Annotated in this window: 41 protein-coding genes and 1 pseudogene; 37 read left to right on the top strand and 5 right to left on the bottom strand. The window is 31.6% G+C overall.

Annotated features, from left to right (window positions below; genetic code table 4):
- Positions 1 to 59 precede the first annotated feature (59 nt).
- Together MSROBK_RS12905 and MSROBK_RS12910 are read right to left on the bottom strand one after the other, a co-directional pair.
- Positions 60 to 458, bottom strand: coding sequence for a transposase (locus tag MSROBK_RS12905; protein ID WP_416375032.1), 399 nt, complete (start codon positions 456 to 458; stop codon positions 60 to 62).
- A complete protein-coding gene (locus MSROBK_RS12910; RefSeq protein ID WP_040092915.1) occupies positions 443 to 895 on the bottom strand; it encodes an IS5 family transposase in 453 nt (150 codons plus the stop codon). Before MSROBK_RS12910 ends, MSROBK_RS12905 begins: the two co-directional genes overlap by 16 nt.
- Before the next feature lie 102 nt (positions 896 to 997).
- Between MSROBK_RS12910 and MSROBK_RS12045 the strand changes: the two are divergent.
- Positions 998 to 1210, top strand: a pseudogene (locus MSROBK_RS12045) (23S rRNA (pseudouridine(1915)-N(3))-methyltransferase RlmH); the annotation flags it as partial.
- A 121-nt stretch (positions 1211 to 1331) separates the two neighbouring features.
- Positions 1332 to 1406, top strand: coding sequence for a 23S rRNA (pseudouridine(1915)-N(3))-methyltransferase RlmH (locus MSROBK_RS12050; protein WP_258267094.1), 75 nt, complete (start codon positions 1332 to 1334; stop codon positions 1404 to 1406).
- Between the two features lie 98 nt (positions 1407 to 1504).
- Here MSROBK_RS12050 and MSROBK_RS02400 read toward each other — a convergent pair whose 3' ends face one another.
- Positions 1505 to 1705 (bottom strand): hypothetical protein, encoded by a 201-nt coding sequence (locus MSROBK_RS02400; protein WP_227991384.1) that lies wholly within the window; start codon positions 1703 to 1705, stop codon positions 1505 to 1507.
- 69 nt (positions 1706 to 1774) lie between these two features.
- Here MSROBK_RS02400 and MSROBK_RS12915 point away from each other — a divergent pair, with 69 nt between their 5' ends.
- Both MSROBK_RS12915 and MSROBK_RS12920 read left to right on the top strand, forming a co-directional pair.
- Entirely contained in the window at positions 1775 to 2227 is a 453-nt protein-coding gene (locus MSROBK_RS12915) for a transposase family protein (RefSeq protein WP_040092916.1), read from the top strand.
- A complete protein-coding gene (locus MSROBK_RS12920; protein WP_242441474.1) occupies positions 2212 to 2610 on the top strand; it encodes a transposase family protein in 399 nt (132 codons plus the stop codon). The genes MSROBK_RS12915 and MSROBK_RS12920 overlap by 16 nt, the downstream gene beginning before the upstream one ends.
- 120 nt (positions 2611 to 2730) lie before the next feature.
- On the opposite strand, the gene MSROBK_RS02410 is transcribed toward MSROBK_RS12920, so the two are convergent.
- On the bottom strand, positions 2731 to 2994 hold the full coding sequence (locus tag MSROBK_RS02410; protein ID WP_052443437.1) for a hypothetical protein: 264 nt from the start codon (positions 2992 to 2994) through the stop codon (positions 2731 to 2733).
- A gap of 301 nt (positions 2995 to 3295) precedes the next feature.
- Between MSROBK_RS02410 and rpsJ the strand changes: the two genes are divergently transcribed.
- The 30 genes from rpsJ (at position 3296) to MSROBK_RS02560 (ending at position 18966) form a co-directional block, all read left to right on the top strand.
- A complete protein-coding gene (gene rpsJ, locus MSROBK_RS02415) occupies positions 3296 to 3604 on the top strand; it encodes a 30S ribosomal protein S10 (protein ID WP_040092918.1) in 309 nt (102 codons plus the stop codon).
- A 64-nt stretch (positions 3605 to 3668) separates the two neighbouring features.
- A complete protein-coding gene (gene rplC, locus MSROBK_RS02420; protein WP_040092920.1) occupies positions 3669 to 4439 on the top strand; it encodes a 50S ribosomal protein L3 in 771 nt (256 codons plus the stop codon).
- Between the two features lie 22 nt (positions 4440 to 4461).
- Positions 4462 to 5088 (top strand): 50S ribosomal protein L4, encoded by a 627-nt coding sequence (rplD, locus tag MSROBK_RS02425; RefSeq protein WP_040092922.1) that lies wholly within the window; start codon positions 4462 to 4464, stop codon positions 5086 to 5088.
- Complete coding sequence (gene rplW, locus MSROBK_RS02430) at positions 5088 to 5375, top strand: 50S ribosomal protein L23 (protein WP_040092924.1); 288 nt, start codon at positions 5088 to 5090, stop codon at positions 5373 to 5375. Before rplD ends, rplW begins: the two co-directional genes overlap by 1 nt.
- Before the next feature lie 56 nt (positions 5376 to 5431).
- Positions 5432 to 6268 carry a 50S ribosomal protein L2 gene (gene rplB / locus MSROBK_RS02435; RefSeq protein ID WP_040092925.1) on the top strand — a complete coding sequence of 279 codons (837 nt, stop codon included), beginning with the start codon at positions 5432 to 5434 and terminating at the stop codon, positions 6266 to 6268.
- An 86-nt stretch (positions 6269 to 6354) separates the two neighbouring features.
- Positions 6355 to 6630: a 30S ribosomal protein S19 gene (gene rpsS, locus MSROBK_RS02440; RefSeq protein WP_040092927.1), complete on the top strand. Its 276-nt coding sequence runs from the start codon at positions 6355 to 6357 to the stop codon at positions 6628 to 6630.
- 28 nt (positions 6631 to 6658) lie between these two features.
- Positions 6659 to 6997 carry a 50S ribosomal protein L22 gene (gene rplV, locus MSROBK_RS02445; RefSeq protein ID WP_040092928.1) on the top strand — a complete coding sequence of 113 codons (339 nt, stop codon included), beginning with the start codon at positions 6659 to 6661 and terminating at the stop codon, positions 6995 to 6997.
- A gap of 19 nt (positions 6998 to 7016) precedes the next feature.
- The gene (gene rpsC / locus MSROBK_RS02450; RefSeq protein WP_040092930.1) at positions 7017 to 7775 is read left to right on the top strand and encodes a 30S ribosomal protein S3; all 759 of its coding nucleotides are present in this window, start codon (positions 7017 to 7019) and stop codon (positions 7773 to 7775) included.
- The gene (gene rplP, locus MSROBK_RS02455; RefSeq protein WP_040092931.1) at positions 7775 to 8188 is read left to right on the top strand and encodes a 50S ribosomal protein L16; all 414 of its coding nucleotides are present in this window, start codon (positions 7775 to 7777) and stop codon (positions 8186 to 8188) included. The genes rpsC and rplP overlap by 1 nt, the downstream gene beginning before the upstream one ends.
- Position 8189: 1 nt before the next feature.
- The gene (rpmC, locus tag MSROBK_RS02460; RefSeq protein WP_040092932.1) at positions 8190 to 9062 is read left to right on the top strand and encodes a 50S ribosomal protein L29; all 873 of its coding nucleotides are present in this window, start codon (positions 8190 to 8192) and stop codon (positions 9060 to 9062) included.
- On the top strand, positions 9059 to 9319 hold the full coding sequence (gene rpsQ / locus MSROBK_RS02465) for a 30S ribosomal protein S17 (protein ID WP_052443438.1): 261 nt from the start codon (positions 9059 to 9061) through the stop codon (positions 9317 to 9319). The genes rpmC and rpsQ overlap by 4 nt, the downstream gene beginning before the upstream one ends.
- Positions 9320 to 9338: 19 nt before the next feature.
- Positions 9339 to 9707, top strand: coding sequence for a 50S ribosomal protein L14 (rplN, locus tag MSROBK_RS02470; protein ID WP_040092935.1), 369 nt, complete (start codon positions 9339 to 9341; stop codon positions 9705 to 9707).
- Positions 9708 to 9718: 11 nt separating this feature from the next.
- Entirely contained in the window at positions 9719 to 10039 is a 321-nt protein-coding gene (gene rplX, locus MSROBK_RS02475; protein WP_040092936.1) for a 50S ribosomal protein L24, read from the top strand.
- 21 nt (positions 10040 to 10060) lie between these two features.
- The gene (gene rplE / locus MSROBK_RS02480; protein WP_040092937.1) at positions 10061 to 10603 is read left to right on the top strand and encodes a 50S ribosomal protein L5; all 543 of its coding nucleotides are present in this window, start codon (positions 10061 to 10063) and stop codon (positions 10601 to 10603) included.
- Between the two features lie 12 nt (positions 10604 to 10615).
- Entirely contained in the window at positions 10616 to 10801 is a 186-nt protein-coding gene (locus MSROBK_RS02485; RefSeq protein WP_040092938.1) for a type Z 30S ribosomal protein S14, read from the top strand.
- A 19-nt stretch (positions 10802 to 10820) separates the two neighbouring features.
- The gene (gene rpsH / locus MSROBK_RS02490) at positions 10821 to 11210 is read left to right on the top strand and encodes a 30S ribosomal protein S8 (RefSeq protein WP_040092939.1); all 390 of its coding nucleotides are present in this window, start codon (positions 10821 to 10823) and stop codon (positions 11208 to 11210) included.
- A 24-nt stretch (positions 11211 to 11234) separates the two neighbouring features.
- Complete coding sequence (gene rplF, locus MSROBK_RS02495) at positions 11235 to 11774, top strand: 50S ribosomal protein L6 (protein WP_040092941.1); 540 nt, start codon at positions 11235 to 11237, stop codon at positions 11772 to 11774.
- 21 nt (positions 11775 to 11795) lie between these two features.
- Entirely contained in the window at positions 11796 to 12161 is a 366-nt protein-coding gene (rplR, locus tag MSROBK_RS02500) for a 50S ribosomal protein L18 (RefSeq protein ID WP_040092942.1), read from the top strand.
- Positions 12162 to 12326: 165 nt separating this feature from the next.
- Positions 12327 to 12800 carry a 30S ribosomal protein S5 gene (gene rpsE, locus MSROBK_RS02505; RefSeq protein ID WP_040093398.1) on the top strand — a complete coding sequence of 158 codons (474 nt, stop codon included), beginning with the start codon at positions 12327 to 12329 and terminating at the stop codon, positions 12798 to 12800.
- A gap of 12 nt (positions 12801 to 12812) precedes the next feature.
- Positions 12813 to 13250: a 50S ribosomal protein L15 gene (gene rplO / locus MSROBK_RS02510; RefSeq protein WP_040092944.1), complete on the top strand. Its 438-nt coding sequence runs from the start codon at positions 12813 to 12815 to the stop codon at positions 13248 to 13250.
- Positions 13250 to 14677 carry a preprotein translocase subunit SecY gene (gene secY, locus MSROBK_RS02515; RefSeq protein ID WP_040092946.1) on the top strand — a complete coding sequence of 476 codons (1428 nt, stop codon included), beginning with the start codon at positions 13250 to 13252 and terminating at the stop codon, positions 14675 to 14677. The genes rplO and secY overlap by 1 nt, the downstream gene beginning before the upstream one ends.
- Before the next feature lie 18 nt (positions 14678 to 14695).
- Complete coding sequence (locus MSROBK_RS02520) at positions 14696 to 15334, top strand: adenylate kinase family protein (RefSeq protein ID WP_040092947.1); 639 nt, start codon at positions 14696 to 14698, stop codon at positions 15332 to 15334.
- Between the two features lie 24 nt (positions 15335 to 15358).
- Positions 15359 to 15577: a translation initiation factor IF-1 gene (infA, locus tag MSROBK_RS02525; RefSeq protein ID WP_040092948.1), complete on the top strand. Its 219-nt coding sequence runs from the start codon at positions 15359 to 15361 to the stop codon at positions 15575 to 15577.
- Positions 15578 to 15619: 42 nt separating this feature from the next.
- Positions 15620 to 15733 carry a 50S ribosomal protein L36 gene (rpmJ, locus tag MSROBK_RS02530; RefSeq protein ID WP_004028447.1) on the top strand — a complete coding sequence of 38 codons (114 nt, stop codon included), beginning with the start codon at positions 15620 to 15622 and terminating at the stop codon, positions 15731 to 15733.
- Between the two features lie 21 nt (positions 15734 to 15754).
- Complete coding sequence (gene rpsM / locus MSROBK_RS02535; RefSeq protein ID WP_040092949.1) at positions 15755 to 16120, top strand: 30S ribosomal protein S13; 366 nt, start codon at positions 15755 to 15757, stop codon at positions 16118 to 16120.
- An 18-nt stretch (positions 16121 to 16138) separates the two neighbouring features.
- The gene (gene rpsK / locus MSROBK_RS02540) at positions 16139 to 16528 is read left to right on the top strand and encodes a 30S ribosomal protein S11 (RefSeq protein ID WP_040092950.1); all 390 of its coding nucleotides are present in this window, start codon (positions 16139 to 16141) and stop codon (positions 16526 to 16528) included.
- 15 nt (positions 16529 to 16543) lie between these two features.
- Positions 16544 to 17497 carry a DNA-directed RNA polymerase subunit alpha gene (locus tag MSROBK_RS02545; protein ID WP_040092951.1) on the top strand — a complete coding sequence of 318 codons (954 nt, stop codon included), beginning with the start codon at positions 16544 to 16546 and terminating at the stop codon, positions 17495 to 17497.
- 18 nt (positions 17498 to 17515) lie between these two features.
- Positions 17516 to 17875 (top strand): 50S ribosomal protein L17, encoded by a 360-nt coding sequence (gene rplQ, locus MSROBK_RS02550; RefSeq protein ID WP_040092952.1) that lies wholly within the window; start codon positions 17516 to 17518, stop codon positions 17873 to 17875.
- Between the two features lie 69 nt (positions 17876 to 17944).
- Positions 17945 to 18688, top strand: coding sequence for a type I methionyl aminopeptidase (gene map, locus MSROBK_RS02555; protein ID WP_040092953.1), 744 nt, complete (start codon positions 17945 to 17947; stop codon positions 18686 to 18688).
- A gap of 98 nt (positions 18689 to 18786) precedes the next feature.
- The gene (locus MSROBK_RS02560) at positions 18787 to 18966 is read left to right on the top strand and encodes a hypothetical protein (RefSeq protein WP_040092954.1); all 180 of its coding nucleotides are present in this window, start codon (positions 18787 to 18789) and stop codon (positions 18964 to 18966) included.
- A gap of 46 nt (positions 18967 to 19012) precedes the next feature.
- On the opposite strand, the gene MSROBK_RS02565 is transcribed toward MSROBK_RS02560, so the two are convergent.
- The gene (locus MSROBK_RS02565) at positions 19013 to 19330 is read right to left on the bottom strand and encodes a hypothetical protein (RefSeq protein ID WP_258267046.1); all 318 of its coding nucleotides are present in this window, start codon (positions 19328 to 19330) and stop codon (positions 19013 to 19015) included.
- A 292-nt stretch (positions 19331 to 19622) separates the two neighbouring features.
- Between MSROBK_RS02565 and MSROBK_RS02570 the strand changes: the two genes are divergently transcribed.
- The 3 genes from MSROBK_RS02570 to MSROBK_RS02580 are packed head-to-tail and all read left to right on the top strand — an operon-like array spanning position 19623 to position 23590.
- Complete coding sequence (locus tag MSROBK_RS02570) at positions 19623 to 20594, top strand: glycosyltransferase family 2 protein (protein WP_040092955.1); 972 nt, start codon at positions 19623 to 19625, stop codon at positions 20592 to 20594.
- Between the two features lie 6 nt (positions 20595 to 20600).
- Positions 20601 to 21362: an RDD family protein gene (locus MSROBK_RS02575; RefSeq protein ID WP_227991385.1), complete on the top strand. Its 762-nt coding sequence runs from the start codon at positions 20601 to 20603 to the stop codon at positions 21360 to 21362.
- 38 nt (positions 21363 to 21400) lie between these two features.
- Positions 21401 to 23590, top strand: a complete 2190-nt coding sequence (locus MSROBK_RS02580) for an ATP-dependent helicase (protein ID WP_040092956.1) — start codon at positions 21401 to 21403, stop codon at positions 23588 to 23590.
- Positions 23591 to 23596: the final 6 nt, after the last annotated feature.

Consider the following 23596-nt stretch of genomic DNA (forward strand, 5'->3'; position numbering starts at 1 on the left):
ATTTTTCCACAACGAAAAATTAATTTATTATTTAAATTATTTAATTTTAAATAAATATTTTATGTTAAATATAATAATTGTAAATTATAAATTGAGGCAATTAAATTAAATCTTAAACCAAATCTTTTTCTTCGATTACGATATTTTTCTGTAATAATTTTAAATTTTTTAAGAATAGCAAAAATATTTTCAATAATAATTCTCATTTTTGAAACTAGTCTATTATATTGCTTTTGTTCTTTGTTTAAAGGGTTTTTCTTTGTTTTCTTTGTAGATATTAGAACATTATTGTGATTTTTTTGTATTCCTTGATAACCACTATCAACTATTAATTTGGTATTTTTTAAAATTGGGATTTTTGATTCTTTAAATAAAGCATAATCATGTTTTTTTCCGAGCGAAAAACTTGTTGCAATAATTTTTTTGGTTTCTTGTTCGATAATTACTTGTGTTTTGATCGTGTGTTTTTTCTTTTTACCAGAATAAGATTGTTTTTGTCTTTTTTTGGGCGTTGGATTGGAGTTTCGGTAGCATCAATAATAATAGTTTTATCATTAAAATAATCATTTATTAGTGCTTTTTTACCAGCAAGTTGTTGAAAATCAGAGTTTTTAATTAAAATATCTTCAATTCACTTAATATTACGATAACAATTAGCCTCACTAATATCAAAACTTTTACCAAGATGAAAATAAGTCTGATATTCTCGTCAATATAATAAAGTCATCAATAATCTATTTTCTAATGATAATTTATTAGTTTTACTACCTTTTTTAAATTTTTCTATTTCAGCAACTTTTAAAATATCTAACATTTTATTAAAAGTGGATTTTTTTATTCCTGTTAATCTTAACCATTCTCTATCATTAAGAGTATTAAATTTATTATTGTTCATATTTTTATGTCCTCATAAATTATATTTTATAATAATATTTTAATAAAAAAGGGTATCGCAAGAAGTCTATTAGATAAAAGTTTCTTAATATCGGGTTGTGCTTTGTTTTTAGAGCGAATTAAACATTATGCTAAAATCGAAATCATTGAAATAAAAGAAATTGTCAATAAAAATGAACAAGTAGCAGTTAATGAACAAACAGTATTAGTAATAAAAAAAGCTTTAGATTATCCCGATTATTATAAAGTATTATTAGCTCTGGATGGTAAATCATTAACAAGTGAAAAAATTGCTGCTTTAATAGCAGATGTTAAGGATTTTAAAAAAGCAAAATTAATGTTTATTATTGGTGGTAGTCATGGTTTTAATTTAACAATCAATCCAAGGACAGGTTGCTTTTCAATTAAGCTTTGGAGCAATAACATTACCGCATCAATTATGTCGATTAATTTTACTAGAACAAATTTATCGGGGATTTAAAATTATTAATAATGAAGTTTATCACAAATAAATTAACAGTATAAAAGAGTTTTTTATACTTTTTTTATTTTTTTGATCTTTTTTTTGATTGAGCTGCTTGTGTCATCATTTCAATTTTTCGTTTTCGGGCTAATTCAGAAAGTCCAGTTGTGTTTTTTCTAATAATAGTTGGCGATAATATGGATTATTTTTTTTCGCTAATTTAACAATTTTAACACAATCAGCAACAGTCATATTATTAACATCAATATAATTAGGGTCATTAGTTTTAAAAGCTTGTTTTCTTAACTGGTTATTCTTTTTTTGGGCATTTAATAAAATTTTATACATTAGACTTCTTGCGATACCCTTTTTTATTAAAATATTATTATAAAATATAATTTATGAGGACATAAAAATATGAACAATAATAAATTTAATACTGTTAATGATAGAGAATGGTTAAGATTAACAGGAATAAAAAAATCCACTTTTAATAAAATGTTAGATATTTTAAAAGTTGCTGAAATAGAAAAATTTAAAAAAGGTGGTAAAACTAATAAATTATCATTAGAAAATAGATTATTGATGACTTTATTATATTGACGAGAATATCAGACTTATTTTAATCTTGGTAAAAGTTTTGATATTAGTGAGGCTAATTGTTATCGTAATATTAAGTGAATTGAAGATATTTTAATTAAAAACTCTGATTTTCAACAACTTGCTGGTAAAAAAGCACTAATAAATGATTATTTTAATGATAAAACTATTATTATTGATGCTACCGAAACTCCAATCCAACGCCCAAAAAAAGACAAAAACAATCTTATTCTGGTAAAAAGAAAAAACACACGATCAAAACACAAGTAATTATCGAACAAGAAACCAAAAAAATTATTGCAACAAGTTTTTCGCTCGGAAAAAAACATGATTATGCTTTATTTAAAGAATCAAAAATCCCAATTTTAAAAAATACCAAATTAATAGTTGATAGTGGTTATCAAGGAATACAAAAAAATCACAATAATGTTCTAATACCTACAAAGAAAACAAAGAAAAATCCTTTAAACAAAGAACAAAAGCAATATAATAGACTAGTTTCAAAAATGAGAATTATTATTGAAAATATTTTTGCTATTCTTAAAAAATTTAAAATTATTACAGAAAAATATCGTAATCGAAGAAAAAGATTTGGTTTAAGATTTAATTTAATTGCCTCAATTTATAATTTACAATTATTATATTTAACATAAAATATTTATTTAAAATTAAATAATTTAAATAATAAATTAATTTTTCGTTGTGGAAAAATATTAAATTTTTAAATAAAAAACATAATTAATTAAAATTATATTTTTCTATTAGTATCTTTTTTACAAATATTTGCAATTTTTTAACAAGTAATGCAAGAAGTCTATTGGATTATTTTTATCAATTATTTTTTTCTTATCAAGTTTTGGTTTTTTCTTTGTTTTACGGTATACTTCATGGGCTCGTGATGTTTTACGTGCTAAATTATCAAGCTCAATTTTAACTACTTGTGCTTTAAACTCTTGGATTTTTTCATAACTTAAATCATGTTCAACAATTTTTGACTTTTTTCATATGATAGTTTTATCATTCTTTTTGTTTGCCATTTTTCTCCCCACCCTTTGTTACTTTTATACAATAATAATTATAACGAGATTAAAAAAATATATAAAAGATAAGATAATATTTTTCTGTTACTGACGATTATGAATGTGATAATAATTGCTAATTTTATCCCCTTTAAAATATTATTTTTTTTAAAAAAGTACTTGCATTATTGGATGTTATCCAATAAAATAAATTAGTATGTATATTTTGTGGAAACATCTTTTGTGGTCTATCTTTGATACACTGATAGGCGTTGTAAATGTTTACACAAAAAATATAAATAAATTAGGAGGAAAAGTAATGGCTCAAACTAAAATGAGAATAAAATTAAAGGGTTATGATCACCGTGTGGTTGATCAATCAATTCAAAAAATCATTGAAGCAGCCCAAGCCGCAGGAGTAAAAGTTAAAGGACCAATTCCTTTACCAACTGATCGTGAAATCATTACTATTTTACGTGCAACTCATAAATACAAAGATTCAAGAGAACAATTTGAAATGAGAACACATAAAAGAATTATTGATATCATTAATCCTGATGGTCCAAAAGTAATTGATACTCTAAAACGTGTTCAATTACCAAGTGGTGTTGAAATTGAAATGAAATAAATAACCGTTCTTAAATTTAATTTATCAGCAAGATATACATGACGTATTTTCAAGGAGGAAAGAAATGAAAGGAATCTTAGGACGCAAAATTGGTATGACACAAGTTTTTGCTACCGATGGTAGACTAATACCAGTTACAGTAGTTGAAGTACAACCTAATGTTGTTTTACAAGTGTTAAGTAAAGAAAAAAATGGTTATCAAGCGCTTCAATTAGCTGTCGAAGATAAAAGAATTAACTTGGTTTCAAAACCAGACCAAGGACAATTTAAAAAAGCGAATACAACACCTAAGCGCTTCGTTAAAGAAATCAGAAACATGGATGGCTATAATTCTGGCGATATTATTAAAGCTGATATCTTTACTGCTGGGGAATTCGTTGATGTAACCGGAACTTCAAAAGGGAAAGGATTTACAGGGTCAATTAAACGACACAACTATTCGCGTGGACCAATGGGTCATGGATCAGGATATCACCGTGGAGTTGGGTCAATGGGACCAATTGCTCCAAACCGCATTTTAAAATCAAAAAAAATGCCGGGGCATATGGGAGCTGAAAAAGTAACAATTCAAAATTTAGAAGTAGTTGCAATTGACACTGTAAAAAACGCCTTGTTAGTAAAAGGTTCAATTCCGGGACCAAACAAACAGTTTGTAGTTATTAAAGAAACAATTAAAGGTTTAAACCCAAAGACACCAACAGAACTAATTAAAAGAACTGTTGAATCAAAAACACCAGAACCCGAAATTAAAACAGAAAAACCAGTTGAGGTAGTTGCTGAAACACCAGTTGAAGCAGCACCAGCAACCGATGCACCAGCATCAGTTGAAGAATAGTTTTTTAGAAAGGAATTTTAAAATGAAATTACAAGTACTTGATGCGAAGGGAAGTAGCATTAAAGAAATTAGTGTAAATAAGACAATTTGAGGGATTGAACCACACCAACAAGCAATGTTTGATGCTGTTGTTGCGCAACAATCGGCAATGCGTCAAGGTACACACAAAACTAAAACAAGAACTGAAGTATCTGGTGGGGGAAGAAAACCTTGAAGACAAAAAGGTACTGGTCGTGCTCGCCAGGGTTCAATTAGAGCACCACAATGAAAAGGGGGAGGCATCGTATTTGGTCCAACTCCAGAAAAAAATTACTTAAAACATGTTAATAAAAAAGTAAGAAGATTAGCAATTAAATCAGCATTATCATTAAAAACACAAGACAAAAATTTAGTGATAATTGATCAATTTGGAATTGAACAACCTTCAACAAAGGCAATGGTTGGGGTTTTAAATAATTTAAAAGTTAATAATGAAAAATTATTAATCATTACAACCGATGGTGATGAAGTTAACTTTAAATCATCACGTAATATTGAAAAAGTAAATATAATTACATCTGCTGGAATTAATATTTATGATTTACTAAATGCTGAGAAACTATTAATAACAGAACAAGCGGTTAAAGCAATTGAGGAGGTGTACGCATAATGCATATTACAAATGTCATTAAAAAACCAATTTTATCAGAAAAAACATATCGTAATATGGCTGATGGGGTTTACACTTTTGAAGTGGCACGTACTGCTAATAAAGTTCAAATTAAAAAAGCTTTTGAAAAAATCTTTGAAGTAAAGGTTGATAAAGTTAATGTTATTAATTATGACCCAAAAGAAAAGAAAATGGGAAAATTTGTTGGAGAAACAACGTATACAAAACGTGCAATCATTAAATTAAAACCAGGAGAAAAATTAGATTTATTAGGAGAAGATAAATAATTCCAGGATACAACTATCTGGGACTGTTTATTGGCGAAATAGGAGGATAAATAAAAATGCCAATTAAGAGTTTTAAACCAGTTACACCGAGTCGTCGTAATATGACAACATTAGATTATTCCGTTCTAACAACTGATCGTCCGGAAAAATCATTAATTGAAACTCGGAAAAGACATGCTGGTCGTAATAACCAAGGGGTTATTACCACAAGACATAAAGGTGCCGGTCATAAAGTTAAATATCGAATTATTGACTTTAAGCGAAATAAGGATGATGTTGTTGGTAAAATTGCCACAATTGAATATGATCCAAATCGTAATGCCTTTATTTCTTTAGTTAATTATGTTGATGGTGAAAAAAGATATATTTTAGCACCAAAAACAATTAAAGTTGGAAGGCAAATTATTAGTGGGGAAAAAAATGATATTAAAGTTGGAAACTGTATGAAATTAAAAAACATTCCAGAAGGGACAGTACTTCATAATTTAGAATTACGTCCTGGTAAAGGTGGACAATTAGCGCGTTCAGCGGGTTCATCAGTTCAATTACTAGGGAAAGATGAAGATGGTAAATATGTTACAATTCGACTAACTTCTGGTGAAGTTCGTAAGGTTCTAGCTGAATGTCGTGCAACTATCGGAGAAGTTGGAAATGAAGATTATGGCTTAGTAAATTGAGGAAAAGCAGGACGTAACCGTTGACGCGGAATTCGGCCAACTGTTCGTGGGTCAGTTATGAACCCAAATGATCACCCGCATGGTGGGGGAGAAGGAAAAGCTCCTGTTGGGCGTAAAGCACCAATGACACCATGAGGTAAAAAAGCATTAGGAGTAAAAACTCGTAATAAGAAAAAAGCTTCAACTAAACTAATTGTTAGAAGACGCACTAAATAATCTTACTAATTAGCAGTCAAATATGACGAATAGTAGTTGAAAGTAAAGATTGAAATTAGAGAGATTATTTAAAAGGAGGTACAACAATGTCACGAAGTCTAAAAAAAGGACCATTTGTTGATAAACATTTACAAAAAAAAGTTGAAGCATTAAATGCAATAAATAAAAAAGAAGTTGTTAAGACTTGATCAAGAAGAAGCGTTATTTTCCCTGAATTTATTGGTCATACCTTTGCTGTACATAACGGAAAAGAACATATTCCGGTTTATGTTACTGAAGATATGGTTGGTCATAAATTAGGAGAATTCTCACCAACGAGAAAATTTGGTGGCCATGGCGATGATAAGAAAAAGAAAAAATAATTAAATTCAGAAAGTGAGTATTATATAAATGAATGTAAGAGCAAACTTAAGAAGTATTCGAATATCGCCACGAAAAGTTAGATTGGTTATCGATTTAATTCGAAATAAAAAAGTGGGAGACGCAATAGTTATTCTTAACAACACAAACAAAAAATCATCAGTACCAGTTCAAAAATTAGTAAAGTCAGCAGTGGCAAACGCTGTTAACAATAATGGCTTGGATGCTGATCGCTTATTTATTAAAGAAATCTTCGTTAACGAAGGACCAACATTAAAACGATTCCGTCCTCGTGCCCACGGACGCGTATATGAAATTTTAAAGAGAACAAGTCACATCACAGTTACTGTTAGTGATGGGCAGCAATAAGAAAGGAAGATAACAAGATATGGGTCAAAAAGTTAGTCCAACGGGATTACGTGTTGGAGTTATTAAAACATGAGATTCAAGATGATATGCTGAAAAGCAAGATTATGTGAATTGATTGTATCAAGATATCAAAATTAGAAAAGCTCTAATGAAAAAATTAAAAGGAGCTAGTGTTTCTAAAATTGAAATTGAGCGAACAAAAAAAGAAATTGTTATCTTTATTAGAACTGCTCGTGTTGGTGTTGTCTTAGGGCAAGAAGGAAAAAACATCGTCGAATTAGTAAAACTAGTAAGAGTTACAATTGGTGATCGTAAAATGGAAGTAAAAATTAATGTTGTTGAAATTAAAAACCCTGATACTGATGCACAATTAGTTGCAAATACAATTGCAGAACAAATTGTTAATCGTGCATCATTCAGAACTGTGCAAAAGTTAGCAATTAAAAAAGCAATGAAAGCTGGTGCACAAGGAATTAAAACTGCTGTATCAGGACGTTTAGGTGGCGTTGATATGGCTCGTACCGAAGGATATACCGAAGGAACAGTACCATTAGCCACTTTACGTAGTGATATTGATTATGCTTTGGCTGAAGCTTTGACAACTTATGGTCAAATCGGTGTTAAGGTTTGAATTTGTAAAGGTGAAATCTTAAGTAAAGATCTAGTCACAACTAGCGATGAAAAACCAAAGTTTGAACGAAGAGATTATGATCGTTCGAACAATAATCGTCGTGAATATCCACCAAAATCACGTTCTGCTCCTAAGGAGGCAAAATAATGTTATTACCAAAAAGAACGAAATATCGTCGTCCACATCGGATTAAATACGAAGGAAAAGCAAAAGGGAATACTAAAGTTGATTTTGGAGAATTTGGATTACAGTCACTAGATGGAGCATGAATTACAAACCGTCAAATCGAAGCAGCGCGGATTGCTATGACACGTTATATGAAACGTTGAGGAAAAGTTTGAATTAGAATTTTTCCCCATATGGCAAAAACTAAAAAACCATTAGAAGTACGGATGGGATCAGGGAAAGGTTCACCAGAAGAGTGAGTAGCAGTAGTTAAAACGGGAACTGTTATGTTTGAAGTAACAGGAGTTTCAGAAGAAACAGCCCGTGAAGCGTTACGTTTAGCAATGCATAAATTACCAGTGAGATGTAAGATTATAAAAAAAGGAGAAGAGTAAGATGAATGATTTAAACAAAAAATCAGTTGAAGAGTTAAAAAGACTGGAAGAAGAATCACGCGCTGAATTATTTGCTTTAAGATTTCAATCAGCAATGGGGAACTTAGAAAAACCACATCGCATTGGGGAATTGAAAAAACAAATTGCTCGCATTTTAACAATCTTATCTTCTCGTAAAAAAGCTGGTGAAAACACAGCAATTAATGTCAAAATTAATTTAAGTGAAACATACGCTAAAATTGAAAAAGAATCACAAGAATTTGCAAAGCAACGCAAAGCCAAAATTGATCAAATTCTGGCAGAACAAGAAGGTCCCGAAGACAATATGACAAGTTTAATGGATTTACCATTAACTGATGCGATGGAAATGACTGCGGAAGGGCCAAATCTTGAACCAGTTGCTAAAGCAGATGACAAAAAACCAGCAGTGGTAAAAGCAGCAACAACAAAAGAAGTTTCAGCAGCCCCCGCGAAAAAACCAGCAGCACCGTTGCAAGAAAGCAAACCAGCTGCACCAACAACAAGTAGCAAATCAACAGTAACCGTTAAATCAGTTACTTCGGCAAAAGCAGAAATCGAAATGCCAAAAGTAACAAAAAAATCAGCGGGAACTAATACTGCAAAAAAAGATGTTGAACTTAATGCAAAAGAAAAATTAGCAGCAATGAAAAGTTCAATTTCAATCGGAACAAAAAAAGGTCGCTGAACAGGTGTTAAAATCAATTTAGATTTAAAAACAAAAGATCCAAAAGCATCAGAGTATACTTATGGAACAAATTGAAAAGAAAATCGTGATAAAATTTTAACTGCCGGAAAAACAACAAAAAAAGCCGATGATAAAACAACTACCAAGAAAGGGACAGGGAAAAAATAATGGAAAGAAATAGTCGAAAAGTGCTACAAGGCCGTGTTATTTCGGATCGAAGCAATAAAACAATTACTGTTTTAGTTGAAACATACAAAAACCACCCATTATATAAAAAACGTTTTAAGTATTCAAAAAAATATTTAGCTCACGACGAACATGAACAAGCACATACTGGGGATAAGGTAAGTATTATGGAAACACGTCCCTTATCAAAAACTAAACACTTTCGTTTAATTGAAGTTATTGAAAAAGCAATTGGTTAATTAAGAAGAGGAAAAATAAATGATCCAACAAGAAACAAGATTAAGAGTTGCCGATAACTCTGGAGCAAAAGAAGTGTTAGTAATTAAAAACTTAGGTGGTTCATGACGTAAGTTTACTAATATTGGGGATATTGTTGTATGTACCATTAAAAAAGCCACTCCCGGTGGGATTGTTAAAAAAGGGCAAGTTGTTAAAGCAGTTATTGTTCGCACAAAACGCGGATTAAAAAGAACCGATGGAACACAAATTCAATTTTCAGAAAATGCAGTAGTTTTAATTAAAGAAGATAAGACGCCACGGGGAACACGTATTTTTGGTCCAATTGCCCGTGAAGTTAGGGATGCTGGATTTGGAAAAATTGCATCATTAGCGCCAGAAGTATTATAGGAGGCTAAGTTATGAGTAAAGTTAAATTTAAAAAAGGTGACTTAGTCAAAGTTGTAACGGGAAAACACAAGGGAACTGAAGGACCAATCATCCGTGTTTTACGTGAAAAAAGTCGTGTTGTCATTGAAGGAATTACTAATATTAAACATGTTAAACCGTCACAAGACAACACCGAAGGAGGAATTCAACAAGTTCCTGCTTCAATTCATATTTCAAATGTTGCATTAATTGATCCAAAGAACAAAAAAGAAATTACTAAAATTAGCTATCAAGTTGCTGATAATGGTAAAAAAGTTCGCATTGCTCGTAAGTCAAAAGCGCATTTAGCGTAAAGAAAGGAATAATTATTAATAATGAATGTTAGTTTAGAAAAAAAATATAAAGATGTAATTGTTAAAGAATTATTCAAAGAGCAAGGTTATCAGTCAATTATGCAAGTTCCTGCTGTTAAAAAAATTGTTGTTAACATGGGAGCTGGTGATGCAGCACAAAATAGTAAAGTAATCGAAGATATTACAAATGAATTAGCGTTAATTACAGGATTACATCCAGTTGTTACCAAAGCAAAAGGTTCAATTGCGGCCTTCAAATTACGAGAAGGAATGCCAATTGGAGCAAAAGTTACTTTACGTGGTAAAAAGATGTATCAGTTTTTAGATAAACTAATTAACATTGCTTTACCACGAGTAAGAGATTTCCGTGGGGTTAGTCTCGACGCTTTTGATGGGTGCGGGAATTACACGCTAGGAATCAAAGAACAAATTATTTTTCCCGAAATTGACTATGATAAAGTTAAAAAAATTCGTGGAATGGATATCACAATTGTCACAAGTGCAAGTAATAATGGCAATGCTCACGCCTTATTAGGTAAAATGGGAATGCCATTTAAAAAATAGGAGGAAAGAAATATGGCCAAAAAATCATTAAAAGTTAAACAACAACGCCATCCAAAATTCAAGGTAAGAGGTTATACTCGCTGTGGAAACTGTGGACGACCTCATACTGTGTTACGTAAATTTAATTTATGTCGTTTATGCTTTAGAAATTTAGCATACAAAGGACAAATTCCTGGGGTTAGAAAAGCTTCATGATAGAAAGAGAGACTAATTAATTATGATGATTGATACAATTGCTGATATGTTAACAAGAATTCGAAATGCTAACCAACGTTTACACAAAAGTGTGATCATTCCTTCAAGTAAAATGAAAGTAAGAATTGCTGAGATTTTGAAAGAAGAAGGTTATGTTGAAGATTTTAAAATATCAGGAGATGTGAAAAAAGAATTAAGTTTAACTTTGAAGTACAAAGGAAAAACAAAAGTTATTTCAGGATTAAAAAGAATCTCAAAACCAGGATTAAGAGTTTATGTAACGGTTGAAAAAGTACCTCAAGTTTTAAATGGGATGGGAATTGCAATTATTTCAACAAGCCAAGGAATTATGACAGATAAAGCAGCAAAACATGCTCACTTAGGTGGGGAAGTTATTGCTTATGTTTGATAGCAAACTTTAAAGGAGAACAGAAAAATGTCTCGTATTGGTAATAGAGAGTTAAAAATTCCAACAGGTGTTGAAGTAACAATTCAACCAAACAATGTTATTGTCAAAAGCACAAAAGGACAATTAGAACAAGCAATCCCAAGTGTTATTACCGTTAACGCAAAAGATGGCATTGTGACAACAGAAAGAGCAAATGACGTGAAACATAGTAAGCAATTACACGGAACAATCAATTCTTTAATTCAAGGAATGTTGGAAGGTGTTAGCAAAGGTTTCAAAAAAGAATTAGAAATTAATGGGGTTGGTTATCGTGCTGCTTTAGCAGGTGATAAATTAACCTTAAACTTAGGATATTCCCATCCAGTTGAGTATCATATTCCAAAAGGAATTACCATTACCCTTCCCAAACCAACACAAATTGTTGTGGAAGGAATTTCAAAACAATTAGTTGGGGAAGTAGCAGCTAACATTAGAAATTATCGTAAACCTGAACCTTACAAAGGAAAAGGGGTTAAATACAAAGATGAACATATTATTCGTAAAGAAGGGAAATCTGCTGGTAAATAGCAGAAGAGAGGAAGAACAACAATGGCAAATTTACAAAGTCAAAGTCGAAGCGCAAAACGTAAAAAAAGACATTTTCGTGTTCGTGCAAAAATCAATGGTACTTCTGCAATTCCCCGTTTGAATGTGTTCAAGTCGAATGGGCATTTCTATGCCCAATTAATTGATGATGTTAAGCAAACAACAATTGTTGTTGCCTCAACATTAAAAATGGCAGATTTAAAAACAACAAGTAATGTTGGGGCGGCAGAAAAAGTCGGAACTGATATTGCAAAAAAAGCACTTGATAAAAAAGTTACAACAGTAGTATTTGATCGTGGTGGGTACTTATACCATGGAAAAGTAAAAGCATTTGCAGAAGCTGCGCGTAAAGCAGGATTAAAATTTTAAAAGGAGCAATAAGAAAATATGGCAGAGAATAAAACAGATTTAACACCAAATACTGGTGGACCATCAACACCATCACAACCACCAAAAGGTGATTTTTCACGAAACAATCCCCGTCAACCATATCAACGTTCAGAACGAAACTTTGATCGTCGTGGTGAGGATAATATGTTTGAAGAAAAAGTAGTAACAATTCGTCGTGTGACAAAAGTTACAAAAGGAGGACGTCACTTCCGTTTTGCGGCAGTTGTCGTTATTGGTGATAAAAAAGGTCGTGTTGGGTTTGGAACTGGAAAAGCAAATGAAGTTCCTGATGCAATTAAAAAAGCAATTAAAGAAGCAAAAAAACAATTAGTAAAAGTGCCTTTAGTTGGAACAACAGTTCCCCATCAAATTATTGGTCATTTTGGAGCCGGTGAGGTTTTAATTAAACCAGCGTGCAAGGGAACCGGAGTTATTGCCGGGGGGCCAGCGCGAGCAGTAATTGAGCTAGCGGGCTTAGCAGATGTTTATACAAAATCATTAGGATCAAATACGCCAATCAATATGATTAGAGCAACATTAGATGGTTTACGCAATTTACGAACAGTTGAGAAAATTGCGAAATTACGTGGTAAAACCCCAGAAGAATTACAAGGATAAGAGGTAAGGAAGATGAAATTAAACGAATTACAATACACCGAAGGGGCTCGTCATAGTAAAAAACGTTTAGGACGAGGAACTTCTTCTGGTCTTGGAAAAACTTCGGGGAAAGGTCATAAGGGGCAAAATGCTCGTACTGGGGGTGGCGTTCGTTCTGGTTTTGAAGGGGGACAAACGCCAATCTTTCGCCGCTTACCAAAAGTTGGGTTTACTAATATTTCAACAAAAACTTATGTGTTATTAAACTTAAGTGATTTAGAAAAACTTAGTTTAAATGACGTTAACCATCAAACATTAGTTGCAAAAAAAGTGCTAAAAAATGAGAAAGAATTAATTAAAATCTTAGGGAATGGTACAATATATAAGAGTGTTAATGTTAAAGTTAACAAAATTTCACAAACTGCAAAAGCAGCAATTGAAAAAGCCGGAGGAAAAGTGGAGGTAATATAGTGAAAACTAAAACAAAAAAAAGAAAAACAACCCGCAAAAATGGTGATATTGATATTGTTAAATCATCAAATTTCTTTGTTAAAAATAAAGATTTGATGAAACGAATTGGTTTTACCTTATTAGTTTTAGTTTTAATCCGCTTGGGAAGTTATTTAACAGTCCCAGGTGTTACAATTTCACAGAACTTCCAAGATCTATCAAACAATGACCAGTTCTTTAGTTTGATTTCGATGTTGGGAGGAGGAACATTAGGGAAGTTTTCTATTTTAGCGTTAGGAGTTTCACCATATATTACTGCTTCAATTATTGTGCAGTTATTATCAACTGACGTTATTCCCCCACTATCGCGCTGAGCGAAGAGTGGGGAACGCGGTCGAAAAAAATTAGATCGTTTAACAAAATGATTAACAATTCCGTTTGCAATTATGCAAGGAATTGCAACAATTTTTACAATGGCAAATCAAGGAATTATTTCGCCAAAATGAGATTCATCTGATTTTGGAACTGGAAGTCCAATTTTCTATTATCTGTTAGTACCAACGGCTTTAATTGCTGGAACAATGTTAATGTTATGATTAGCAGATCAAATGACAATTAAAGGAATCGGAAATGGGGTTTCGTTAATTATTTTTGCTGGAATTGTTGAGCAATTACCAAACAATTTACAAACAACATTTAAGTTTTGAATTTCAGGACAAGAGGATATTAACTTATTGTTTGATGGAATTTTAAAATTCTTAGTTTATGTTGTAATGTTTTTATTGGTAGTGTTGTTTGTTGTAATGTTAAATGAATCAGAACGTAAATTACCAATTCAACAAACCGGAAGTGGGTTAGCGTCAGGTGATGAAAATAATCATCCCTTCCTACCCTTAAAAATTAATTCCGCGGGAGTTATTCCAGTAATTTTTGCTTCAGCATTAATTTCAGCGCCAATTACTGTCGCTCAAATTATTAGCGTTAGCAATCCAGCTAATGGCTTTGTCCAATTTACGAATAATTATTTATCGTTTAGTACTTGGCCAGGAATTATTATTTATGCTGTGTTAACAATTTTATTTACGTTCTTATATTCACAAGTTCAAATGAATCCAGAAAAGATTGCGGAAAACTTTCAAAAGGCCGGAACTTTTATTCCAGGGGTCCGTCCCGGAAAAGAAACCGAAAAATACATTAAAGGAACAATTAACCGTTTAAGTATTTTAGGATCAGTCTTTTTAGCAGCAATTGCGATTTTACCATATGTAATTAGTAAGTTAACATCATTACCAAGTGCATTAGCAATTGGAGGAACAGGATTAATTATTATGGTGTCAGTTGCGTTAGAAACAATGCGTCAAGTTAAAGGTCGTATTACTCAACAAGCTTTTATTGACAAAAAGTCACAGAAATTAGAAGATGAAACAAAAGATTCATACTTATGATAGAAAGCCAGAGGACAAACAATGCGAAACATTATTTTGTTAGGAGCGCCAGGTAGTGGGAAAGGAACCCAATCTGAGCATTTAGTCAAACAATTTGGCTTTACGCATCTTTCAACCGGAAATATTATTCGTGATAATATTAACCAGAAAACACCGTCAGGATTGTTGTGTCAACAATATTCTGAACAAGGAAAGTTAGTTCCTGATGATCTTATGATTGAAATGGTTGAACAACATTTACAAACAATCAGTGGTGATTTAATTTGAGATGGTTTTCCGCGGACAATTACGCAAGCAGCAAAATTAGACCAGTTACTACAAAAGTTGAATAGTAAAATTGATCATACTTTATATTTTGAAATTGATGAAAGAAAATTATTTGATCGGATTGTTGGACGGTTAACTTGTCCAACTTGTGGACGTACGTATCATCGCACAGCGTTTCCACCAAAAGTCGAATGAGTTTGTGATGATGATCAAACACCATTGGTGCAACGAAAAGATGATAGTGAAGAAAAAATTAAAATTAGGTTAGCAACTTATCAAAATGATACAGTACCCTTAGTGCAGTATTATTTAAATCAGCAAGTACTAACCGTTATTGATGCTGATATGGAAGGATATGCTGTATGGGACCAAATTATGGCAGTTCTAAAATAACGGGGATTGGAGGTAATAGATAAAATGGCCAAAACTGATTTATTAGAGGTACAAGGAACAATTTTAGAAGTATTACCAAATACAATGTTTAAGGTGAAACTAGAAAATGGGGCAGTTATTTTAGCTCACGTTTCGGGTAAAATCCGGATGAATTACATTCGCATTTTACCTGGGGATGCAGTAGTTGTCGAAATGTCACCTTATGACTTAGAACGTGGGCGAATTATTTTTAGACATAAATAAAAAAGAATAACAAAAATAAAATTTGGTAAAGGAGAATACACGATGAAAGTAAGATCATCAGTTAAAAAAATCTGCGACAAATGTCGTGTAATTAGAAGAAAAGGGCGTGTGATGATAATTTGTTCACAACCAAAACATAAACAACGACAAGGTTAAGAAAGGACGGGAAGAAGATAGATGGCACGTATTGGCGGAGTGGATATTCCAAATGATAAGCGCGTTGTAATTGCATTAACTTACATTTATGGAATTGGAAAACCACAATCACAAAAAATTTTAAAAGAAGCAAAAATATCAGAAGATATTCGAGTAAAAGATTTATCAGAAGATGAATTAACAACAATTAGGAATGAAATTGCAAAACTAAAAACCGAAGGTGACTTACGGCGTGAAGTTGCTTTAAACATTAAACGATTAATGGAAATTGGGAGTTATCGTGGGATGCGTCACCGTAAAAGTTTACCAGCGCGCGGACAATCTTCAAAGCAAAACGCTCGTACGGTTAAAGGACCGCGTAAAACGGTTGCTAATAAGAAAAAATAATAGATAAGGAGAAGAATTATGGCTGTTAAGAAGACAACGAATAAGAAAAAAGTTAAGAAAAATGTCCTAAAGGGAATTGCACATATTCATTCAACTTTCAATAATACAATCGTTACCATTTCCGATGAAGCGGGTAATGTAATTTCATGATCATCAGCAGGGGCAATGGGTTTTAAAGGAAGTAAAAAATCAACCCCATATGCAGCACAAATGGTTGCTGAAGCTGCTGGGAAAGCAAGTCAAGAACACGGAATGAATAGTGTTCAAGTTGAAGTAAAAGGACCAGGTCCGGGGCGAGATGCTGCAGTCCGTAGTATTAAAGCAATTGGATTAGAAATTACTTCAATTAAAGATGTAACGCCAATTCCTCATAATGGGGCACGACCACCAAAAAGACCAAGAGGATAGGAGAAGGATCAGGCGATGAAACAATTTATTAGACCAGAATTTAAATTACAAGCAGAAGATAAAGCAAATAATTATGGAAAGTTTTTAGTGGAACCTTTAGAACGAGGGTTTGGGGTAACATTGGGGAATGCTTTACGCCGAACATTGTTATCAGCAACACCAGGGGCTGCTGTTTTTGCAGTTCGTATTAAAGGGGCTTCACACGAATTTACTGCTATTCCCGGGGTTGTTGAACATGTTACAAAAATAATTTTAAATATTAAAAATTTAGTATTGAAAATTAACCAAGATATTATTCCTGATGGTGAATCAGTTATCTTGAAGGTAGTTTCTTCAAAAGAAGGAGAAGTTTACGCGAAAGATTTAGTGGTGCCAACGGGAGTTGAAATTATTAATGGAACCTTATTATTAGCAACAATTGCTAAAGGTGGGGAATTAGAACTAGAATTACACGCTCGTAATTCGCGTGGTTATAAATCATTTACAGATAACAAGAAAGAAAAAAAATATGCTGATTTAATCGTGATTGATTCAAATTATTGTCGAATTCAACGAGTAGCATATAATGTTGAACCAACAAAAGTTGGGAAAAATGCGGACTTAGAAAAATTGGAGTTAGAAATTCAAACTGATAGTTCAATTACACCAGTTAATGCTGTTGCAATGGCGGCAAAAGTTATTACTGAACACTTAGAGTTCTTCGTTAATTTAAACGAAGCAATTAAATTAACCCAAATTATTTCATCAGAAACTGAAACAGAAGAAGATGAATTAGATCGTAGTATTGATGAATTAGAATTTACCCAACGTTCACAAAACTGTTTAAAACGAGCAAAAATTGATACGTTACGGGACTTAGTTTCAAAAACAGAAGATGAAATTCAAGATATTCGAAACTTAGGAAAAAAATCACTAACAGAAATCAAGGACAAAGTGGACCAATTAGGTTTACACTTTCGTCGCGATTAGGAAAGGAGGAATGTTATCATGTCATATCAACAAAAAAGAGGAAAAAATACAGCTTGACGAAATGGCTTAATGCGTAATTTAGCAACAGAATTAATTATTAATGAACGTTTAGAAATTACTGAAACCCGAGCAAAAGAACTACGTCGTCATGTTGATAAATTAATTACCTTAGGGAAACGACAAGATTTACATGCTCGTCGTCGTGCTGCTAGTTTTTTACGCGATATTGATGCGAATGAAAAAGAAACAGCATTACAAAAATTATTTAATGGTGTTGCAAAAAAATATCAAAATCGTAATGGGGGTTATACTCGCATTTTAAAATTAGATAATCGTAAAGGGGACAATGCTCCAATGGTGATTATTGAATTAGTATAAAGGAAAACTAACAGGATAGTTAGTTTTTTTCTTTTTATGATACAATAAAAAAAGAAATGGAGTCAAAACATGATTACAATTAAAACTGAGCAAGAAATTGAATATATGCGGAAAGCTGGTGTTGTTTTAAAACAAATTCATCAAGAATTACGAGCAATGATTAAACCGGGCGTAACAGGAATAATGCTTAATCATCGCGCAGAAGAAATTATTGCCGCAAATGATTGTCAACCCAATTTTAAAGGATTATATGGTTTTCCTGCATCAATTTGTGTTTCTTTAAATACTGTCTTAGTGCATGGGATTCCTAATGATGTTCCATTCCAAGTGGGTGATCTTGTTTCAATTGATGCAGGATGTGCTTATAAGGGCTATAATAGTGATGGTGCTTTTACTATTATTGTTGATTCTGATCAAAATCCAGAGCATGTTAAGTTACTAACTGTTACAGAAACAGCGTTAACAAAAGCAATGGCAATTTTAAAACCAGGCGTTCGGATTGGTGATATTGGTGCTGTAATCCAAACATATGTTGAAGGGGAAGGCTTTTACTTACCAACTGAATTTACTGGTCACGGAATTGGGCACAGTTTACATGAAGACCCAATGATTCCGAATGTTGGAAGTGCGGGAACGGGGCTGCGGTTGCAAGCAGGGATAACAATTTGTATTGAACCAATGGTCCAAATTGGAACTAAAGCGATTAAAATGTTAGATGATGGGTGAACACCTGTTTCGGCATTAGGATTAGCGAGTGCCCACTTTGAGCATACGATATTAATTACTGAAACCGGTTATGAGGTTTTAACATAACGGTTTTTATAATTTTTAAATTTGAAATTGAAAAATATTCTAATATCGTGTATCATAAATAAAAAGGGCTTGATAATTTATTATAGGAGGAGATAATGATGAGATTCAAAGAAAGAAATTGAACTTGAAAGATTAATATTTTTGGTAAGCATATTAAAGCGGGAACAGGAAAATATGACCCGTTTGATTATGGCCGTGTAAAACGAATGGCGCGCGAAGAAGCAAAACAACAACGATTAGAAGCAAAACAAAATCGTAATAATAATTATAATTTTTAAAACCATACTTAGAATTAAGTATGGTTTTTGTTTTTTATGTTGGAAATTATTTTATAGGTGGTAAGTGATAAGAATTAGCAATTTTTTTATAAATCATTGTTTGACAATCTTCATCGGTATAACCATTAAACCGAAAAACACCAACAAAGTGATAACCAATGCCTTTTTCTTTTTCATTTAATTTTGCAAAAGTGACAAATTCAGTTTGCTGTTGGCTTTGTTGTTCACCAAGTTTTTTTCGTTTACTAAGCGGTTTGGTGCTATCAAATTGATAAAGATATGTTCCATCAGGAGCAATGTAATTGGCATAACCCTTTTCAATTTCCCCAGCAAGGCGATGGGTGGTGGGATATTTACTAGTCACACTTGTTGGTGATCATTAATAGTATAACCACTTTTCAATGTTGAAAGATGATTTTCATCGGTAAAAAGGGCACTTAAAACATCAAAGATGGTACGAAAGATAATATCATCGGTTGTTTTAATTTCTCTTTGTTGTAAAATTTTTTGTAATGTTTCATTTGGCATTTTAAAACCTCTATTTTCAAAGCATTTAAGTTCAATGATTTTCTTTTCTAGTGTAATATAATAATTATACTAAAAAATAAATTAAAATGTTATAATTATTACAAGTATAAATAGGGGGGGATACTAGTATGTTTTTATCATTTCTTATTGTAACACAGAATAACCCCGTCAAACTAATGAAAACATTAATGTCAATTAAAGAGCAAACCAATGGTGATTATGAAATTGTTTTAGTTGATGATACTGGTTTTCAACCTAAATCACCAACATTAGAGGTTATGAGTGAGCATTTTTATAATGTTGGTAAAAAAATGCAAGTCGTTACCAATTTACGAAGTCAAGGTTTTTCTTATGGTCTTAATAGTGCTATTTGTGTTGCACGTGGGGATTATTTTATGATTGTTGATGAAGGTGAAGTTATTCATAAAACAGCTGTTGCTGTGCTAAAAGAAAATGTTACAAAACACCAAGTTGAGCATAAAAAAATTGATATTGTTGAATTTCGGTTACATTATCCGCATTCAAAAGGAAATAGTGAGATTCGTAATAAAGCTAATGTTTTATTATCTCCAAAAACAGATAAGGAAGTGTTAGCTTACACCCATTCTTTGGTTTTTACTAAAATTTTTCGTCGTAAATTAGTATTGCAAAAAAATATTATGTTACTTAATTATCGCCGGACTGATGCCTTCTTCATTTATAATATCTTAGCATATGCCAACGGTTTTTTAGCAATTGAAGATATTTTAGCTGATTATGAATTAGGGCGTGTCAATTATAGCGTTTTTGATTTACTAAAACAATGAATTTATATTTTTAATTTATATCGTGATTTAAATTTATATCGTGAGTATCAAGAAGAATTAGAATATGCCTTTATTCGTTTTTGTCTTGTGACATTTTTACGTCTGGTACGGTTGCAAAACAATAAAGCCTTATCTATTAAAGCGATTCATAGCACCGAAAATAAATTAGAACGACGATATAAAAGTTTTCTTAAAAATAAATACATTAAAGATATTCAAGAACCAAAGTTTAAAGTAATTGTTAGTGATATTAAAGGATTTATTAAAAATTGAAAACTAGAAAATGCTAAATAAGATTTTATGACAGAATTAAATGATAAAACTAAGCATTCGATGCAAAACAACGATACGGAGGATACGACAATAGCAACAACAACGGAAGGCGAAGATTATAACTTGCACCAATTAGCGCGACCAGCACGCATTATTTTCGTGCGTTTTCTTGATATTATTTTAGCTAGTTTAATTCCATTAATTTTAACTTTGACAATGAATTACTGAGATTCTCAGCGTACTGTTTGAGTACCAATTGTTGTGATTGGCATAACATTTTTGTTGTTCTTTTGTTATTTTGTCCTTTTACCATATTTTTGAGATGGTAAAACGATTGGTAAGTTTTTATTTCAAATTAAATTAGTTAACACAGAACAAAAATTAAAATTAGGAGTTATTTTTACGCGAGAATTATTTATTATATTTTTGCCGTGGTTTATTGTATTATTAACAAATTTAAGTTTAAATTTAATTTTTCATGTTAATTTAGGTGATTTATTTCGAACAACTAACAAAAATCCCGTGGCAATTATTGTGATTCGAATTGTAACAACAACTTATTTTTTATGATATTTAGGGTTAATTTTTGCGGTTGTTTTAAATCCAAATCATCAAATTTTATTTGATCGTCATTTTAATTTATTTAATGCTAGAACAAAACCAATTGTTAAAAAACAAAAAAAGGCGTCAAAAAAACCAATAACAAGAGAGCATCAACATATTCATTTACAAAAAGATCAACCGGGGAATATTTCTGATGAAATTTTAAAAGAAATTGATGAATTATAAGGTAAAATGTAATTGTTTGAAAAGAAAGGCAGAATCACATGGGAAATGAATTTATTGAACATTTAAATCCAAATCAACGAGAGGCTGTCTTAGCAATTAATGGTCCTGTTCGAATTATTGCTGGCGCTGGTAGTGGAAAAACACGAGTAATTATTAATAAGATTGCTTATTTAATTAAATACGCTGATTTACAACCATGACGAATTTGTGCGGTGACTTTTACGAATAAAGCAGCGAATGAAATGAAAGAACGGATTGTTGACTTAATTGGTGTTAATGGCAAACGTTGTATGATTTCAACTTATCATGCTTTGTGTGTACGCATCTTACGCGAAGATGTTGTTGCGCTAAATTATGAGCGTAATTTTAATATTATTGATATGGCTGATCAAGATAGTATTTTACGTAATATTTATAAAACATTTAATGCTAAGTATGATGCCCAAGAAAGCCGGATGGTAAAGAATTATATTAGTAATCAAAAGAATGATTTTATTAGTCCGGCCAGTGCAAAGGATAATGCAATTGGGGATGAAAAACGTTGAGCGGAAGTGTATGGACATTATGAGACACGGTTAAAAGAATTAAATAGTCTTGATTTTAACGATTTAATCTTGCTAACATATAAGTTATTTAAACACCATCCAGAAGTTTTAGAAAAATGACAAAATCGTTTTGATTATTTTTTAGTTGATGAATTTCAAGATACAAATGAAATTCAATTTGATATTATTAAATGATTAGTTGGTGACGCACATAATATTATGGTTGTTGGGGATCCTGATCAAACAATTTATTCATGACGGGGAGCAAAAGTTAGGTTAATTTTAAATCTTGAGCAATATTTTCCGGGAACAGAAACAATTATTCTGAATGAAAATTATCGATCAAGTCAAAGTATTTTGTCATTAGCTAATAATTTAATTGCAAATAATAAAGACCGAATTGAAAAGGATTTATTTACAAACCAAACATTAGGACAGTTACCAATTTTATATCATGCTGTAAATAGTGCTGATGAAAGTGACTTTGTGGCACGAAAAGTTAAGGAATTGATTAAACAAGAAAGTTATGATTATAAAGATGTTTTAATTTTATATCGGGCAAATTACTTATCGCGTGATTTAGAAGTTGCTTTAGCAGACTATGGAATTTCTTATCGTATTTTTGGAGCGTTCAAATTTTATGAACGAAAGGAAATTAAAGATGCGCTTGCCTTTTTAAAAATAATTATGAATAATGACCAGTTAGCAGTGGAACGAGTATTATTATTAACGCCAAAAATTGGTTCAAAAGCATTTGAACAAATTATCACAGTTTTAAAAGAACGAGAATTAACTTTTACGGCATTGTTAGAACATCATTTTGATTTATTACCAACAAGTTTACAACATAATCTAGCTGCTTTACGCACAGCAATGTTAGCTGCTTTAACAGAATTACCAAAAACAGCAACAATTGAAAATCTGGTAATATTATTGTTAAATAAAACAGGATATCAACAACGTTTGCGTGATAATTTTGAAGAAGAACGTGAAGAAAATATTTTAGAATTAATTAACTCAATAAAAAAATTTGACCAGCAAAATGATAATCTAACTGGAGTTGAATTATTAAGTGAATACTTACAATTAGTTTCATTACAAACCGATAGTGATAGTGATAATTTAACTGATAATACTGTTTCTTTAATGACAATTCATAATGCGAAAGGATTAGAAAAAAAGATTGTTTTTATTGTTGGTTTAAATGAAGGAATTTTTCCATCAAGTCAGGCAATTAAAATAGGCCATGATCAAATTGAAGAGGAACGACGAACATTATATGTTGCGATTACAAGAGCACAAGAAATGTTATTTTTAAGTCATCCAGAAGGTTATTCATATATTACCGGAAACGAACGTTTTCCTTCGCGCTTTATTAAAGAATTAGATAGTGATTTTCATCAAAAGGTTAATAGTGAATTAATATTTAGTAAACCAAAACCTTTTTCAAACCATGATGGGATGAAGTCAAGTGGTGAAACAACAGTTTTTCATTTGAACAAAAATGTTGAACCATCTTTTAAACCTAACTTATGAAAAGTAAATGATACTGTTAGTCATGATTTGTTTGGCATTGGGGTGGTTGTAAAAATTATTGCTCAAAATGTACAAATTGTTTTTCCAGACCCGTACAAAGTTAAAATCATTTCAGCAGATAGTCAGGCAATTAAGAAAGTAGAATAAGGGAGG

Origin of the sequence: Spiroplasma poulsonii (assembly GCF_009866525.1) — a bacterium.
GTDB classification, from domain to species: domain Bacteria; phylum Bacillota_I; class Bacilli_A; order Mycoplasmatales; family Mycoplasmataceae; genus Spiroplasma; species Spiroplasma poulsonii.